The following is a 15,928-nucleotide window of genomic DNA, read 5'->3' as shown; positions in this document are numbered from 1 at the left end:
GGTCCAGCAACGGCTCCCTGTCAAGAGAACGTTCCTCGCAACAGTGCGTGGTTGCAGGTAAAAAAAGGCCTTCCCAAAGGAAGGCCCGGATAATCATATTGGCAGCGCCCAGGTTATTCGCCCAGATATGCCTTCTTGATGTCCTCGTTTTGGAGCAAGGAGGCCGCATCGTCTTCCATGATGACCTTGCCGGTCTCAAGGACATAACCGCGCGAGGCGATCTTGAGCGCCAGATTGGCGTTCTGTTCCACCAGCAGGATGGTCATGCCTTCCTTGCTGATGCGCTCCACGATGCTGAAGATCTGGCGAACGATGAGCGGGGCCAGTCCAAGAGACGGCTCATCCAGCAACAGTACCTCGGGGCGGCTCATGAGCGCCCGGGCCATGGCCAGCATCTGCTGCTCGCCGCCGGACAGGGTGCCTCCCTTCTGGCGGCGGCGTTCGCGCAGCACGGGGAACAGGTCCAGCACATACTCCAGGTCCCGCTTGATCTCGTCCTTGTCCTTGCGGAAAAAGGCGCCCATCTCCAGGTTTTCCAGCACAGAAAGGCGCGGGAAGATGCGCCGGCCTTCGGGCACCTGACACAGGCCCATGGGCGGCAGCAGGTCAGGGGCTTTGCCCTGAATGGGTTGGCCCTTGTAGAGCACTTCACCGGATTCGCAGGGGGTGATGTTGCAGATGGTCATCAACGTGGTGGATTTGCCCGCACCATTGGCCCCGATGATGGAGACGATCTCGCCGGCATAGACCTTGAGCGAGATGCCCTTCAGGGCCTGGATGCGGCCATAACAGGTGACCACATTGTTCAGTTCGAGGATCGGTTGTTTACTCATATTGCTCACGGGTGCTGATTAATCATTGTCGTCGGAACGCGTGCCAAATCGCTTGGCAGGCCACAGGCCCTTGGGCTTGAAGATCATCATGACGGTCATGGCTCCACCAAAGGCCAGCATGCGATAGAGCTCGAATTCTCGGAAAACCTCGGGCAGGGCCACCAGCGCCAGTGCTCCCAGCATGATGCCGGGGATGGAGCCCATGCCGCCCAGTACGACCATGGCCAGAACCATGGCGGATTCGAGGAAGGTGAAACTCTCGGGGCTGACAAAGCGCATCCGTGCCGCAAAGAAGGCTCCGGCCAAACCACCGAAGGTTGCGCCCATGGCATAGGCCAAGAGCTTCAGCTTGAAGGTGTTCACGCCCATCAGTTCGGCAGCCGTTTCATCCTCGCGGATGGCCTCCCAGGCACGTCCCACGCGTGAGAAATTAAGCCGGTGTACGGCAATGATGGTCAGCACCATCAACCCCAGGATCACGTAGTACATGTAGGTCAGCTTCTTGAGCCAGATATGCTCCAGGCTGAAGCCGTTTGCAAAAGAGAAATAATACAGCCCCGGGGCCTTGATGCCCAGGATGCCATTGGGACCGTTTGTCAGTTGCATCCAGTTGTTGAGCAGCAGGCGCACGATTTCACCGAAGCCCAGAGTCACGATGGCCAGATAGTCGCCACGCATGCGCAGGGTCGGGTAGCCGATGATGCAACCTGCCAGGGCGGCGGTCATGGCCGCAAAGGGCAGGCAGATCCAGAAGGGCATGGCGTAGTGGATGGACAGCAGGCCGTAGGTGTAGGCACCCACTCCATAGAAGGCGATGAACCCGAGGTCCAGCAGGCCGCAAAGTCCCACAACGATATTCAGCCCCAGCCCCAGGCAGATGTAGATCATGACGTTGATGGCAACGTCCTGCACATAGCGCCCGGTGAAGAAGGGCAGGGCGAAGGTTGCGGCAAAGCCGATTCCCCACCAGAGCCAGACGGGTACGGTGTCGATGCCCCGATTCGCTGCGGCCCTGACATTGGCCACAGGTGTTGTGATGGCGTTGAACATCCCGGTTTCATTCAACTGGCGCAGGATCAGTACCGCGCCGGAGAGACCCACGACCCAGCCCCAGACAATGAGACTGTTCTTGAAGGTCAGGGTGCCATCGGGATGGATGCCCATCAGCGGCCACAGCAGCACATAGAACCAGGCCATCGCAATGGCCCAGGTCATCCAAGTTTTTTTAGACCCGCGTATCATCGACATTCTCACCCATGATTCCGGTAGGCATGAAATACAGTACTCCGATCAGAATAACGAAGGCCCACACGTCTTTGTATTCGCTTGAAAGATAGCCCGCAGCCATGATCTCGACCATACCGATGATGAGTCCGCCGATCATTGCGCCGGTGATGTTGCCGATGCCGCCAAGGACAGCGGCGGCAAAGGCCTTGATGCCGGGGACGAATCCCATGTCATAGCGAACTGAACCGTAGTACAGGCCGACCATGATGCCCGCAGCAGCGGCCAGACCTGCGCCCAGGGCGAAGGTGGTGCTGATGATGCGGTTGGAGTTGATGCCCACCAGAGCGCTCATGACCTTGTCCTGGGCGGTGGCGCGCATGGCTGTGCCGATCTTGGTCCTGAAAACCAGGATATTGAGCCCGATCAGCAGGAGCACAGTCATGACCAGAATCATGACCTGCATGTAGGACATGGTGACCATTCCAATGCTGAAGCCGCCGTCGGTAAAGGATGTGGGGTAGGGTTTGTCGTACACGCCCTGTGTCAGCATCAGCCCGTTTTGCAAAAAGATGGACATGCCCAGTGCCGAGAGCAGCACCGACAGGCGCGAGGCAAAGCGCAGGGGTTTGTAGGCCACTTTTTCCACTGCCATGGCGAGCATGGCGCAGTAGCCCATGGTCAGGGCCATGGAACCCATCAGGCAGAGCCAGGGGTGGGTTTCCATGTAGCCCATGGAGGCCATAAACGACAGGATGATGACGCCCATGTACCCGCCAGCGGCGAAGAACTCGCCGTGGGCGAAGTTGATCAGTTGGATGATGCCGTACACCATGGTGTAGCCGAGGGCGATGAGGGCATAGACCCCGCCCAAAGTGAGCCCATTGATGAATTGCTGAATAAAAAATTCCATGTGCGTTTTCCGTTGAATCCTGTCGCGTTAAGGTCCGATTTCGGGCATTTGCGAAGTGGTCGTTGAAAAATGGCTGAGGGAATCGCCAGTGGCGATTCCCTCAGCTTTGGGATGGTTTAGTAGGTGGAACCGGTTTCGGGGTTCCAGTAGTTGATGAACTTGCCGCCATCAACCTTACGAATGATGTAGTTGGAACCGGAGTCGCCGTTGGGCATGAACTTGATGCGCTTGGTGGCACCGTCGTAGTCCATCTTCATCAGAGCGCCCTTGATGGCGTCGGGGTCGGTGGAGCCGGTTTCCTTGATGGCTTTGATCGCGGCGTAGGCTGCGTCAAAGGCATAACCCGAGTAGGCGCCGGGAGCGGCAAAGCCCATCTCGGAGTATTTCATCAGGAACTTCTTGTACAGGGAACGCTGCTTGTCGATGAAACCGAAGGTCAGGTACATGCCTTCGGAAGCTTCCTTGGCGATGCTGATGAGCTGCGGGTGGTACACGGCGTCCTGACCGATGATAGCGGCCTTGATGCCGACGCGGCGGGCCTGAATGGCCATCAATGCACCAGAAGAGGAGTTCTGCAGGCTCATGTAGAAGACATCGGGATTGGCGGCTTTGACCTTGGCCAGAACAGCGGAGAAGTCCTTGTCGCCCTGGTTGACGTGGTCATGTCCCAGCACTTTGATGCCGGCGGCAGCGGCTTTCTTCTCGACGTTGTCGGCCAGCCCCTGAGAATAGGTGGTCTTGTCGTCGATCAGATAAATATTCTTGCCTTTCAGGTAGTTGGTCATGAAGGCCACGGCAACAACGGACTGGTCATCGTCACGACCGCACATGCGGAACATGTATTCCAGGCCGCGTTCGGTAACTTTTTCGTTGGTGGATGCCGGGGTCAGCATGGGGATGGATTCCTCATCCAGCGTCTCGGACGCGGGAATGGTGGAGGAGGAACAGTACGCGCCGATAACAAAGCTGACTTCGTCATTGATCAGCTTGTTGGCGGAGGCAACAGCCTGGCGCGGGTCGCAGGCAGTGTCCTGCGGGAAGAATTTGATCTCGTCGAAGCCGGGCACACCGCCTTCATCCTGGACGACTGCAATGGCAGCACGCACACCGTTGGCAATGTCGTTACCGTCAGCGGCGTAGGGGCCGGTCAGGGGACTCATGGAACCGACATTCAGGGTTTTGGCAACGGCTGCTCCAGCCAGAGCCAGCGACATCACCATCGCAAAGGTCAGGGTCATCGTAATCAGTTTCTTCATCCTATCCTCCTCTCTTGTGGATACTATCTACTGCCCCAAATAGGCCTCGATAACTGCTGGGTCACGTTGGACATGTTCGGGACTTCCCTCGCTAATCATGACGCCGTGGTCGACGACAACGATGCGATCACAGATGCCCATGACCACTTTCATGTCGTGTTCAACCATCAGGACGTTGACCCCGTGATCACGAATTTTCAGGATGTAATCCATGAGTTCGCGGCTTTCAGCGGGGTTCATGCCTGCGGCAGGTTCATCCAGAAGGATGACCCTTGGCTCGGAAGCCAGAGCCCTGGCAATTTCCAGTCTGCGCTGATGCCCGTAAGGTAAATTCGATGAAATTTCATCAGCGTATTCTTCTACACCCATGAACTGGAGGGCCTTGAAGGCCTTTTCGCGGATGAGTTCTTCTTCTTTTTTTTGCGATTTGGTTCGCAAAACGGCTCCGAAAACACCCTTTTTGGTGCGGCAATGGAGCGCAACCATGACGTTTTCGAGCGCGGTCATGGCCGTGAAGAGGCGAATATTTTGGAAGGTTCTGGCGACTCCAGACTCGAGAACCATGTATGGACGTTGTCCAATAATGGACGAACCACCAAAGCTGACACCACCGGAACTGGCCTTGTAGACCCCGGTAATGACATTGAAAATAGTGGTTTTCCCGGCTCCGTTTGGTCCGATTAAGCCGACAATTTCTCCGGCTTTGACACCAAAACTGACATCGGACAGCGCTTTCAGGCCGCCGAAGTTGACGCAGACATCGGTGAGGGTGAGTTCTGATAGTGTTGTCATAGGCTAGGAAGTCATAGTTGAAAATCATCTTAAAATCAAGAAACCACCGCTTTATTCGCAATGATTGGAGCCTATTGTTGCTCATTCTGAATATCTCATCGTTTTAGGGAATTTTTGACTGATGTGGCCTTAATGCACGCAACCATTGAGTTGTGCTGATGTATCAGTTCTATTCGATTTTGTTAAAGCATGAAACATTGTGCTCTGCATGAGAAGATTAATTCCTTTGCCATTAGTGCGTTTGATGGCAGTCGGCCATGATTGAAGACGGTTTAGTTGCTTTTTTTTGAAATTATCATGTGCAGAATAAATGTCTGTTTAGGAATGAATCAGCGGTATTCTGTGCGGTAGGATACTCATTAAAAGTGTGGATATTCTACTTATAGAGCTGAAAAACGAATCGCGAATTGCGAGAAACGAGAGTATAGGCCCGGTTGTTTGGGGGGATGCCTGCCGATGAAAATGCAGATAACGACGGTACGCATGATTTTGATGACGTTATGGATCGCTCCAGAGAGGTGCTTGGACGTGCCCTCACCGTGTAAGTCCTGCCTGTGTTCTAATGAGTATTGACTGTAGTCCATAGAAAAAGCCCCGGGCCTTTTGGGCCCGGGGCTTTATAAGTGCTCGTTGGACTGAGCTTAGAAGCCGAAGCTGTCGCCGCCATCATCCACGGTGCCGAAGCCGAAGCTATCGGAGATTTCACCAGCGGAATCGGCAGGGGCATCACCAGCAGGTGCAGCAGCGTCGCCGCCGCCTTCGCCGGGAGCTGCACTCACGACACCATGCTTGATAACTTCTTCGATCTTGGCCAGCAGGGTGTCGACCTTGCCGGTGTAGTCCACAATCTTGGTCTCGGAGACCTGCAGCTTCTTTTCGCCTTCGCCCAGCTGTGCCTCGTAGGTGGTCACCTTGGCGCTGGCGTCTTTCAGCTTGGCCTGGGTCTCGGCAAGCTTCTTCTCGAGATCGGAGATCTTGGAAGCCTGCTCGGAGTTCTTGGCCTGGGTATCTTTCAGCTCAGCCACGATGCCAGCTACCTGAGCGGTAACGGCCTCGGGCAGGACAGGCACGGACACATGCTGTCCGAACTGGTCAGCCTTGCCCTTGATGTCGATGAGCTCGGGGTTTTGCTCGTAGATCCAAGCCTTGGCGATCGCTTCAGCGAACGGCAGGCTGGTATTGTCGATCTCAAGCTGAGTCATGTAGCCGAGCATCTCTTTGATGCCAGCCATATTGGAGTCCTTATCGTCGCCGGTGAGGTACGCGGCGAACATGCCCATGGAGAAAACCTTGCGGTCAACGCTCTCAGCCATTGTATTATCCTCCTATTTCCTTTCGGAAAAATGATAGTCCTTAATGAGTTCCTATACGTTGCTAGCCCAGCGGCACACGGCCGATGTAGCGGGCGTACACCAGAGCCACGGTCCTGTAGATCACGTGACCGAGCTTGGACCAGGGCAGGTATGCGAACAGCATCCAGACCACAACCAGGTGAATGTAATACATGGGGTACGCCAGGCCAGCGACGCCGAGCAGACGCAGCAGCTCGGAACCGATACCAGTCAGGGCGACAGCCCAGATGATTCCCAGAAGGTACCAGTCATAGAAGCTGGACTTGGTCTTGGAATCCTCAAGGTTCATGCGGCGGCGGGTCAGCTTGGTCAGGCCGATGACCATGGCGATGGCGCCAGCGTTGGCCAGAAGCTTCACCGGGCTCAGCAGGTGCATGGGAGTGTGTCCCATGGGTGAGATGAACTCGATGACCTTGCCGCCCCAGTGACCAAAGGCCACAAGGCCAGTCACGATGGCCAGGGCAATGAAGCTGTAGAACAGCAGCAGGTGGCCCTTGAAGCGTTCCTCGCTCTGCACGTCCTCAGTTTCGCCCTCACAGTCCTTGAAGTTGGTGTGTTGGCCAACTTCATTGACGAGAACGTCCTTGATGCAGTCGATCAGGCAGGGCTTCTTGCGTTCACCCACATAGTAGGTGCCGCCAGTGCTCTGGAAGGACTTGATCATCTTGGAAACACCCATCCCGAACGTAGCGACCATGAAGAAGAAGGTCAGGCTCATGATGGGGTCAACGGTGTAGTCACCGGGGAAGATCTTGCCGAAGACGATGTCGCCGTCGGGGATCGTCAGGCCGGTGGTCAGGTACCACACGAACAGCCAGATGACTGCCGGGATGGCAACCAGGATGGGCAGGTATTTGGAAGCGCTCATCCATTTACCGATCACGGTAGGGGTCACCAGGTTGCGGTACGCCATGTTGCGCAGCGCGGACAGCAGGTCACCGGGCTTGGCGCCACGGGGACACAGATCCGAGCAGGTGCCGCAGTTATGGCACAGCCAGATGTCGATATCGTTGACCAGCTTGTCTTTCAGACCCCACTGCGCCCAGATCATCTCCTTGCGGGGATAGGGGGCGTCAGCCGGAGACAGAGGACAGGCCACCGAGCAGGTGGCACACTGGTAGCATTTCTTAAGGGATTCGCCCCCGACTTCTTGCAGATCCTTGATGAACTGCAGATCAGGTTCAATCCGAACAGCATTAGACATGGTTATTGCCTCCCTAGTATCCCTTGAACGGGTTGGGACCCTTCTCGAGGATCATGTCCATGAACTCTTCGATCATGTCGGGCAACTTGTCGTACTCGTCGATGGCGACCTGGTACTGCTCAACACGGTCAGGCTCAACACCCAGACGCGCCAGAGTCTCCGCGATGTTCTCCTTTCTGCGGTTGCAGATCTCGGAGCCCTTCACGAAGTGGCACTGGTAGTCGTCGCCGTACTTGCAGCCCAGCATCATCACACCGTCGATGCCCTTACTCATGGCGTCAGCAACCCAGATGGCGTTGACGGAGCCCAGGCAGCGGACGGGCAGGATGCGGACATACGGGTTCCAGGATTTGCCGCGCATGGCAGCCATATCCAGAGCCGGGTAGGCGTCGTTTTCGCAAGCCAGGATGATGACGCGGGGGCCGTCGGCATCCATGTCGTCCGGGACCTTGATCGCTTTGATGGCGGAACCGATTTGGTCGACGTTGTAGTCTGCGAAGGAGATGACGCGCTCGGGGCAAGCACCCATGCAGGTACCGCAACGGCGGCAACGCGTGGGGTTGGGCTTGGGAGTTCCCTTCTCGTCATCGTCCAGGGCGCCAAACGGACATTCTTCGGTGCAGCGTTTGCACTGGGTGCAACGCACGAAGTTGAAGTCCGGGAAGGTCAAGTCGCCAGAGCGCGGGTGCACGGAGACACCGCGGTTGGCGGACTCGATGCACTGGATTGCTTTCAGGGCGGCACCAGCGGCGTCTTCTTCTGCATTGTCCATGAACATCGGCTGACGGACACAACCAGCGGCATAAACACCGGTGCGGCGGGTCTCGTACGGGAAACAGATGTAGTTGGAGTCACAGAAGCCGTCAAAGAGATCCAGATCCGGGAAGGCCGGGCCCTGGCGGTACACGAAGTTCATGACCGGGTCTTTGGCGGTGGAGGGGACGATGCCGGTAGGCAGAACGACCGTGTCGACCTTCAGGCTGAAGTCCTGACCGATCAGGTTGTTCTTGACCGTTACCAGCAGGCCGTCGCCGTCCTGCTCGATGCTGGACACATAGCCCTTGGTGAGCATGATGCCCGGATCGTCGGTGGCAGCCTTGTAGTATTTCTCGTGGATGCCCTGAACCATCATGTCTTCATAGATGATGTAGGCCTGAGCGTTGTCATCAAGCTCGCGGACATAGCCGGCCTGCTTGATGGACACCACGGAGTTTACAGCGCTGGAGTAGGGCAGGTGGCGATCATTTTCGAGGTCCTCGAATTTGAACTTCTCTTCCTCTTCCTCGCCATCGGCGGCTGCGGCCTCATCGGTGCAGATCTCGTCGCAAACGGGCTTGTAGAGATCCTTGGGCATCAGCTTGTCGATGTTCAGGATGAAGGCCACTTTCTTGCCGCTGAACGAACCTTCCTTGACCTTGGCTTCCAACTCGGCAGTGGTCATCACGCCGGGCAGGGTGCCGTAGCCGAAGGGTTCCAGAACCTTGGTTCCCTGGGGAACCCAACCGGTGGCCAGAACCACAGCACCCACAGGCTTTTCGGAGCCGGTGGAGAACTTGGCTGTGTAGGTGCCGGGAGCGCCTTCAAGGGCGGTGATGGTCGTGCCGGTGAGCACCTCGATGCGGGCATTGGCCTGCACCTGCTCAACCAGAGCCTCGATACCGGTTTCATGAGCTTCGGTATAAGGGTGCATCAGGGGCACAGTCTTGTGCAGGCCCAAGGCGCGGCCACCCAGCACGGCGTCTTTCTCGACGAGAACGACGTCGTAACCGGCGTTGGCAGCGTGCTGTGCGGCATGCAAGCCGGTCCAGCCACCACCCACGACCATGATGGTCCTGACGGTTTCGATGTCTTCAGGCTGAGCCACGGTGGACTTCTGCAGCTTGATGACACCCATATTGATATAGTCGATGGCCATACCTTTCTTCAGCTCTTCGTCCAGACCCTGAGGGAAGCACATGCCCACCTGCTCGCGCAGGTTGACGCGTTCCACCAGGATATTCTTGCCGAAGTCATAGGCCTCCCAGTCGCAACGGGGAGAAGAACCACAAACCAGAACACCGTCAATGGTACCCGCGGCGATATCCTCTTGGATCATCTTGCGGCCTTCCTCGCCCGGCAGGACGGGATGGCTCTTTACCACGGGGCATTCGGTGCCCCACCTTTTTTCAGCAAATTCGACCAGCTCCTCGACATTGAGGTACGGGCCGACGGCTGATTCGTCGAAATAGATACCAATTTTCTCGGCCATCGTAAGCTACCTCCCTCTCACCGTTTCAATCGCCTTCATCGCGGCGCCGGTGCCCGATTGAGCGGATTTCATAACATCAAGAGGCTTTTTGGCACAGCCAGCGGCGAAAATGCCGTTGTCCTCGCCGCCAACGATAAAGCCTTCTTCGTCCAGCGGGAGGTCGAAGGGCAGCTTCTCTCCGGCCAAGGTGGGCTGCATTCCGGTCGCCAGCACAACGAGGTCGTATTCTTCTTTGGATTTGGTACCGGCCACGGCATCTTCCACGGTCAGGACCACGGTGCCGTTCTCGCCCTTCTGGGCATCGGCAACCTTGCCCTTGATGGCGTGGATGCCTTCATCGGAAAGCACGCGATCGCGGAATTTCTGATAACGGTCCGGGGTACGCAGGTCGATGTAGTAGATGGTGACCTGAGTGTCGGGCAGCTGCTCGCGTACATAGGTGGCCTGCTTCAGGGAAGCCATGCAACAGATGTAGGAACAGAAGCTCAGATTGTTCTCATCGCGGGAACCGGCGCACTGCACAAAGGCAACCCGCTTGGGGGCTTTGCCGTCGGAGGGGCGCGAAATGGTGCCGTTGGTGGGACCGTGGGACGAAGCCAGACGCTCCATCTGCATGTTTGACACGCAGTTTTCGATGAGGCCTGCGCCCAGATTGGTCAGGTTGGTCATGTCGTAGGGTTTCCAACCGGTAGCCATAACGATGGCGCCGACGTTGACCTCGATGACCTTTTCAGTCTCGTCCAGATCGATGAACTCGTTTTCCGCGAGCTTTTCGGCATCGCTGGAGGAGAGTTCATCCTTTTCCAGGACGTAACGAGCAGGATATGCGAAGGGCATGTCCTTATGAAGAGCCTTGCGCTGAGCCAGGCCGAATTCAAACTCGTTCACGCTGCCGCTGCCGATTTCATCGGCGGCCTCGGAGAGGTCGGCCGCGAAGGGCGCGGTAAAGCGGGGTTTGATTTTGATTTTAACGGTATAATCACCTTTTTGCCCGGTCACGGAGACCACTTCGGCGAGGGTGAAGACATTGACGAGAGAATTTTTCTTGATGCGCTGGAACTGGATTTCCAGACCGCATGAAGGGGGACACAGCTTGGGGAAATACTTATTCAGCTGAGCCACCCGTCCACCCAGATACGGGCTTTTCTCAACGAGAAAGACCTCGTGTCCGACTTCTGCGGCTTCAAGCGCGGCCGTGATGCCGCTGAAACCGCCACCGACAACGAGCACGCTGGTGTTTGGCATTTGTTCCTCCCTAGATCAGGTTCGGGCCATACTTGAAAAATGGCCTAAGCCTAAACGATAACTTCAAGGTACTGCTCAGGCTTAGACCATTTTCGACTTGGGATGAAAGTTGAAAAAGGGTGGCCACGGGCATACGCCCGCAGCCACCCAGAGAGTTCATCCTAGTCGGGGATGATCTGGTAGTAAGGCTTCTTGAAGATGGCGGTTTCGCCCTTCTCAGGATCGTACTTCGAGTTCACGAAGCAATGCCATTTGGCATCGTCGAGACCCATGAAGTCACCACGGTAGTAGAAACCGGGGTAACGGGACTCTTCGCGGAACTGGATGTGCTGCATGTGCAGACGGACGGTCCACAGGCGGTGGTAGTTCTCCCAGCAGCGGAGCAGCTCGTGCAGGTCACGGGCAGCAAGCTTCATGGAGTCTTCTTCCAGCATCTCCATGAGCCAGAAGCCGGTGTCCAACAGAGCCTTGGAGGTGGTGTAGTAGGTACCTACGCCGCCGCCGTACTCGTCGGTGCACTTGACCAGACGCATCATGAAGTTCTTGGGAGAGATGTACTCGGGGTTCACAACGGGGTCGGTGGAAGCGTGCTTGCCAGCCTCGTAGTTGTAGAACGGACGGTAGATCTCTTTCTTCAGGTCTTCAGCAGACTCTTTCAGAGTAGGCGTGAAGTCCTTGTGATCCAAGTACCAACGGACCATCTGCTTACCGACGATGCGGCCTTCAGCATGGGAACCGGAGGAGAACTTGTGACCGGAAGCGCCAACGCCGTCAGCGCAGGTCCACAGGCCTTCAACGGTGGTCATACGGTTGTAGACCTTGCCGTTGGAAGCGCGGACTTTGTAGTCTTCGGGAACCCATTCTTCGTCAGGACCGGAACACCAGATGCCGCAGCAACCGGAGTGGGAACCCAACAGGTAAGGCTCGGTGGGCATGATCTCGGAACCGCGCACCTCAGGAGCGCAGTTGGTGGCGGCCCAGAGGTTGGCCTGGCCGACACACATGTCCAGGAAGTCTTCCCATGCTTCGGCTTCGAGGTGCTTCTGCTCAGCAGGAGTCATGGTCTCGAAAGCTTTCTGCAGGGCGGTCTTGGTGTCCATGTAGATGGGACCGCGACCTTCGCGCATCTCGCGAAGCATCATGTGGTTACGCAGGCAGGTGGGGATGATGTGACCCTTGGCGTATCCGCGCTCTTCGTAAGGCTTGAGCATGGCACGGTTGGTCTCACAGTAATCCTCGCCTTTGTAGTTGGTGGCTTTGGCCTTGAAGAGCAGGAACCAAGCACCAACCGGGCCGTAACCGTCCTTGAAGCGGGCGGGCACGAAGCGGTTTTCCATCATGGTCATTTCGCCGCCAGCCTGGGCAACGAGGGTGTAGGTGGTACCAGCGTTCCAGACGGGGTACCAAGCACGACCCATGCCCTCACCGGTGGAGCGGGGGCGGTAAACGTTAACAGCGCCACCACAGGCGATGCTGATAGCGTTGGCTTTGAAGATGTGAACTTTGTTCTCACGAGCGTCCATGGCCACACAACCGGCGATGCGGTTGGGGGTGTTGGCGTCGAGGAGCAGTTTCACGACAAAGATGCGCTCCATGTAGCGCTCTTCGCCCAGTGCGTTCTTGGCAGCTTCTGCCACGATGCACTTGTAGGACTCACCGTTGATCATGATCTGCCAACGGCCGGAGTTAACCGGAGTGGCACCGGTGCGCAGGGACAGGCCAGCAGCCTTAGCCTGGGCGCCGTCCAGGTTCTTGTTGTTCTCGTCCTTACACCAGACGGGCAGTCCCCACTCTTCGAAGTGGTGGACGGAATCGTCAACGTGGCGGCCGAGGTCGAAGATCAGGTCTTCGCGAACCAGGCCCATGAGGTCAGTGCGGACCATGCGGACGTAATCGTCCGGGTCGTTCTTGCCCATGTAGGTGTTGATAGCGGACAGGCCCTGTGCAACAGCACCGCCGCGCTCGATGGCAGCTTTGTCAACCATCATGATCTTGGCTTCGGGGGCGAACTTGTCGGCCCAGCAAACTGCTTCCCAGGCGGTACCGCAGTTGCCCATGCCGCCACCAATCATGAGGATGTCTACTTCATGCTCAACGATGGTGGGCTCGGCGATGGCAATGCCCTTCACCGCTTCTTTCATAGGAATACGAGGCATAGTTTAAACTCCTTTGAGTTTAGCGTTTCAATCAGTTCCCTAAACAGCTCAACCTAGCGGTTGGCGCCGTCCTCGCACGGGATGTCAGCCCAGCACTGGGTCTTGGTGTCATCGGTGATCTCGAACTTCTTGCCAAGGGCTTCCTTGGGAGCAACAAGTGCGGTCTCGGTGAACAGAAGCTCGGACTCAATGTCGCCCGGCTCAGGCTTGCCCTCGTAAGGCTTAATGGAGCCTTCAGGGGTGGTGCGGATGGGGAATTTGAAGCGCTTGACGTCGCCATTGCGGAACTTGATGGTCCACATGATGTCCTCGGAAGAACGCATGGGGATGGAAGTACCGCCCATGGGGGCAAAGTCAGCGTAAGGGCGAGCAGTGATAGCGCCCTGGGGGCAGATCTTCACGCAGGAGTAACACTCCCAGCATGCATCAGGCTCCTGGTTGTAGGCCTTCATTTCCTCGGGGTCGAGGATCATGAGGTCATTCGGGCAGATGTACATGCAAGCGGTCTTCTCGCCACCCTTGCATCCATCGCACTTCGAAGGGTCAACAAAAGTCGGCATAATGAATCCTCCAAACAATAAGGGTTGATGAAAACAACCTTTCCTAGAACATATCAGCCGCCTCAACGACGGAGATATGAAAAGCAGGGAAACACCGAGTTTCCCCGCCTTATGACGTTGCTCTCAGACACAGGTCACCCTGGTCTAACCGCAATGAGTTGTCATTGCGGATTTTCCGGGGCTTTCAATGATCTTGTGCCGGTGGTGCCCTAAGAGTCATTAATAGTGACTTATGGGCGCCTTTCTCACATGCAAGTTAGCATGAGCTACACGCTTGTGATGATAAGAACAAGCTGGAAATCTCTAGCAACTCCGCCCCTCGCCTGTCAAGGCGAAAGTGAATAATATCCCAAGCTCGGCTATGAGGATAAAAAACAACGAAATGCTTGATCTTTTTACGTACTTCAAATCAGGTCGAGAGCGCGCCGAGGCGCTTGGCACACGGCTATATACAAAGATTGAAAGACCAAGGCAAGGGTTGAAAGTTGATTTTATATATACATATTAAATAAAGACTCAGATTTGGCTCTAAATCCGGATGATATGGCATTTATATGATTTTTTGGGTGGTCATCACTGGCTCATCCTTGAGCTCGGAAACGGTTGTTTAGAGGGGGGTTTCCTGATGTGCGGTGTGTCGTCAAGGTTAGCTTGACATCTATCTATCTATAATAATTGATTAAAGATACAAGCTTGACATTTGCGCATTTTTTTCACAAACACCTTCGACGTACTTTCAAATTGGTTACTACGAGAATAGGCACCCAGAATTTGACTCGGATCGTGGAATAAATACTTCCCGAGGAAGCTGATGCCTCTCGAGGCTTAAGGAAACTATTCAAACCTCTCGAAAGGAGACGACTATGTCCAAACTCGTTCCCCCTCATGGTGGTAAAGGCCTGGTTGAATGCCTGCTGACCGGCGCTGAGCTGGCTGCTGAGCAGAAAAAGGCCGAAGGCCTGAAGCAGATTGAAATTTCCAACCGCGCCAAAGGCGACCTGATCATGATGGGCATCGGCGGATTCTCTCCGCTGGACGGCTTCATGACCAAGGCTGACTGGAAGAGCGTTTGTGAGAACTTCACCATGGCCGACGGCACCTTCTGGCCCGTTCCGGTCTGCCTGGACACTGATGCTGACGTGGCCGTTGGCGAAGAGATCGCCCTGGTCAACAAAGGCGTTGTCTACGCGACCATGCAGGTCACCGAGAAGTTCGAGATGACCGAAGAAGACAAGAAGTGGGAATGCGAGAAAGTTTATCGCGGTGAGGGCGAAGAGTCCGAAGGCGAGAACTTCTGGAAGATCGCTCCTGAAGATCACCCCGGCGTGCAGATGGTTCTGGCTCAGGGCAAGTTCAACCTGGCCGGTCCTGTGAAAGTGCTGTCCGAGGGCGACTACGCTGCGAAGTTCCCCGGCGTTTACCTCCGTCCTTCCGAGACCCGTGCCATGTTCGAAGAGCGCGGCTGGAGCACTGTTTCCGCCCTGCAGCTTCGTAACCCCATGCACCGCTCTCACGAGTTCCTGGCCAAGATCTCCATCGAAGTGTGTGACGGCTGCCTGATCCACTCCCTGATCGGCAACCTGAAGCCCGGCGATATCCCGGCCGAAGTCCGCGTGAAGTGCATTCAGATCCTGATCGACAACTACTTCGTTGCTGACAACGTCATCAACGCTGGTTACCCCCTGGACATGCGTTACGCTGGTCCTCGCGAAGGCCTGCTGCACGCTGCCTTCCGTCAGAACTACGGCGTTTCCCACATGCTGATCGGTCGTGACCACGCTGGTGTTGGCGACTTCTACGGCCTGTTCGAAGCTCAGCAGATCTTCGACCGCGTGCCCACCAATGGTCCTGGCAAGGATCTGATCTGCCAGCCCATGAAGATTGACTGGACCTTCTACTGCTTCAAGTGCGACGGCATGGCTTCCCTGCGTACCTGCCCTCACACCAAGGAAGATCGCGTCATCCTGTCCGGTACCAAGCTGCGTAAGGCCCTCTCCGAGGGTGCTGAAGTGGTCGATCACTTCGGTCGCGACGAAGTCCTCGTCGAGCTGCGCAAGTACTACGCTGGCCTGACCGAAAAGGTCGAGGTCAAGATGCAGGGCGCTGCTTCCGGCGACGTCATGAAATAGATCGGTTTTTACCGAT

Annotated in this window: 12 protein-coding genes; 1 reads left to right on the top strand and 11 read right to left on the bottom strand. The window is 56.2% G+C overall.

The window, feature by feature from the left end; all coding sequences use genetic code 11:
• Positions 1-113: 113 nt before the first annotated feature.
• The 11 genes from EL361_RS10300 to aprB form a co-directional block, all read right to left on the bottom strand.
• Positions 114-833 (bottom strand): ABC transporter ATP-binding protein, encoded by a 720-nt coding sequence (locus tag EL361_RS10300; RefSeq protein ID WP_126379188.1) that lies wholly within the window; start codon positions 831-833, stop codon positions 114-116.
• 18 nt (positions 834-851) lie between these two features.
• A complete protein-coding gene (gene livM, locus EL361_RS10295; protein WP_420810661.1) occupies positions 852-2,048 on the bottom strand; it encodes a high-affinity branched-chain amino acid ABC transporter permease LivM in 1,197 nt (398 codons plus the stop codon).
• A 10-nt stretch (positions 2,049-2,058) separates the two neighbouring features.
• Positions 2,059-2,970: a branched-chain amino acid ABC transporter permease gene (locus tag EL361_RS10290; protein ID WP_126379186.1), complete on the bottom strand. Its 912-nt coding sequence runs from the start codon at positions 2,968-2,970 to the stop codon at positions 2,059-2,061.
• A 116-nt stretch (positions 2,971-3,086) separates the two neighbouring features.
• Positions 3,087-4,226: a branched-chain amino acid ABC transporter substrate-binding protein gene (locus EL361_RS10285; protein ID WP_126379184.1), complete on the bottom strand. Its 1,140-nt coding sequence runs from the start codon at positions 4,224-4,226 to the stop codon at positions 3,087-3,089.
• Positions 4,227-4,253: 27 nt separating this feature from the next.
• Positions 4,254-5,018 (bottom strand): ABC transporter ATP-binding protein, encoded by a 765-nt coding sequence (locus tag EL361_RS10280; protein ID WP_126379182.1) that lies wholly within the window; start codon positions 5,016-5,018, stop codon positions 4,254-4,256.
• A gap of 641 nt (positions 5,019-5,659) precedes the next feature.
• Positions 5,660-6,331 carry a coiled-coil domain-containing protein gene (locus EL361_RS10275; protein WP_126379180.1) on the bottom strand — a complete coding sequence of 224 codons (672 nt, stop codon included), beginning with the start codon at positions 6,329-6,331 and terminating at the stop codon, positions 5,660-5,662.
• A gap of 61 nt (positions 6,332-6,392) precedes the next feature.
• Positions 6,393-7,574 carry a quinone-interacting membrane-bound oxidoreductase complex subunit QmoC gene (gene qmoC / locus EL361_RS10270; RefSeq protein WP_126379178.1) on the bottom strand — a complete coding sequence of 394 codons (1,182 nt, stop codon included), beginning with the start codon at positions 7,572-7,574 and terminating at the stop codon, positions 6,393-6,395.
• A 13-nt stretch (positions 7,575-7,587) separates the two neighbouring features.
• Positions 7,588-9,822: a hydrogenase iron-sulfur subunit gene (locus tag EL361_RS10265; RefSeq protein ID WP_126379176.1), complete on the bottom strand. Its 2,235-nt coding sequence runs from the start codon at positions 9,820-9,822 to the stop codon at positions 7,588-7,590.
• Between the two features lie 6 nt (positions 9,823-9,828).
• Positions 9,829-11,067, bottom strand: coding sequence for a CoB--CoM heterodisulfide reductase iron-sulfur subunit A family protein (locus EL361_RS10260; protein ID WP_126379174.1), 1,239 nt, complete (start codon positions 11,065-11,067; stop codon positions 9,829-9,831).
• Between the two features lie 161 nt (positions 11,068-11,228).
• The gene (aprA, locus tag EL361_RS10255) at positions 11,229-13,223 is read right to left on the bottom strand and encodes an adenylyl-sulfate reductase subunit alpha (RefSeq protein WP_126379172.1); all 1,995 of its coding nucleotides are present in this window, start codon (positions 13,221-13,223) and stop codon (positions 11,229-11,231) included.
• 53 nt (positions 13,224-13,276) lie between these two features.
• Positions 13,277-13,783, bottom strand: a complete 507-nt coding sequence (gene aprB, locus EL361_RS10250) for an adenylyl-sulfate reductase subunit beta (RefSeq protein WP_126379170.1) — start codon at positions 13,781-13,783, stop codon at positions 13,277-13,279.
• A gap of 863 nt (positions 13,784-14,646) precedes the next feature.
• Here aprB and sat point away from each other — a divergent pair.
• Entirely contained in the window at positions 14,647-15,912 is a 1,266-nt protein-coding gene (sat, locus tag EL361_RS10245; RefSeq protein WP_126379168.1) for a sulfate adenylyltransferase, read from the top strand.
• Positions 15,913-15,928: the final 16 nt, after the last annotated feature.

Source organism: Desulfovibrio ferrophilus (assembly GCF_003966735.1).
Lineage (GTDB): Bacteria > Desulfobacterota > Desulfovibrionia > Desulfovibrionales > Desulfovibrionaceae > Desulfovibrio_Q > Desulfovibrio_Q ferrophilus.
The sequence above is the reverse complement of the archived record's forward strand: the minus strand, read 5'-3'. Positions and strand labels throughout refer to the sequence as shown.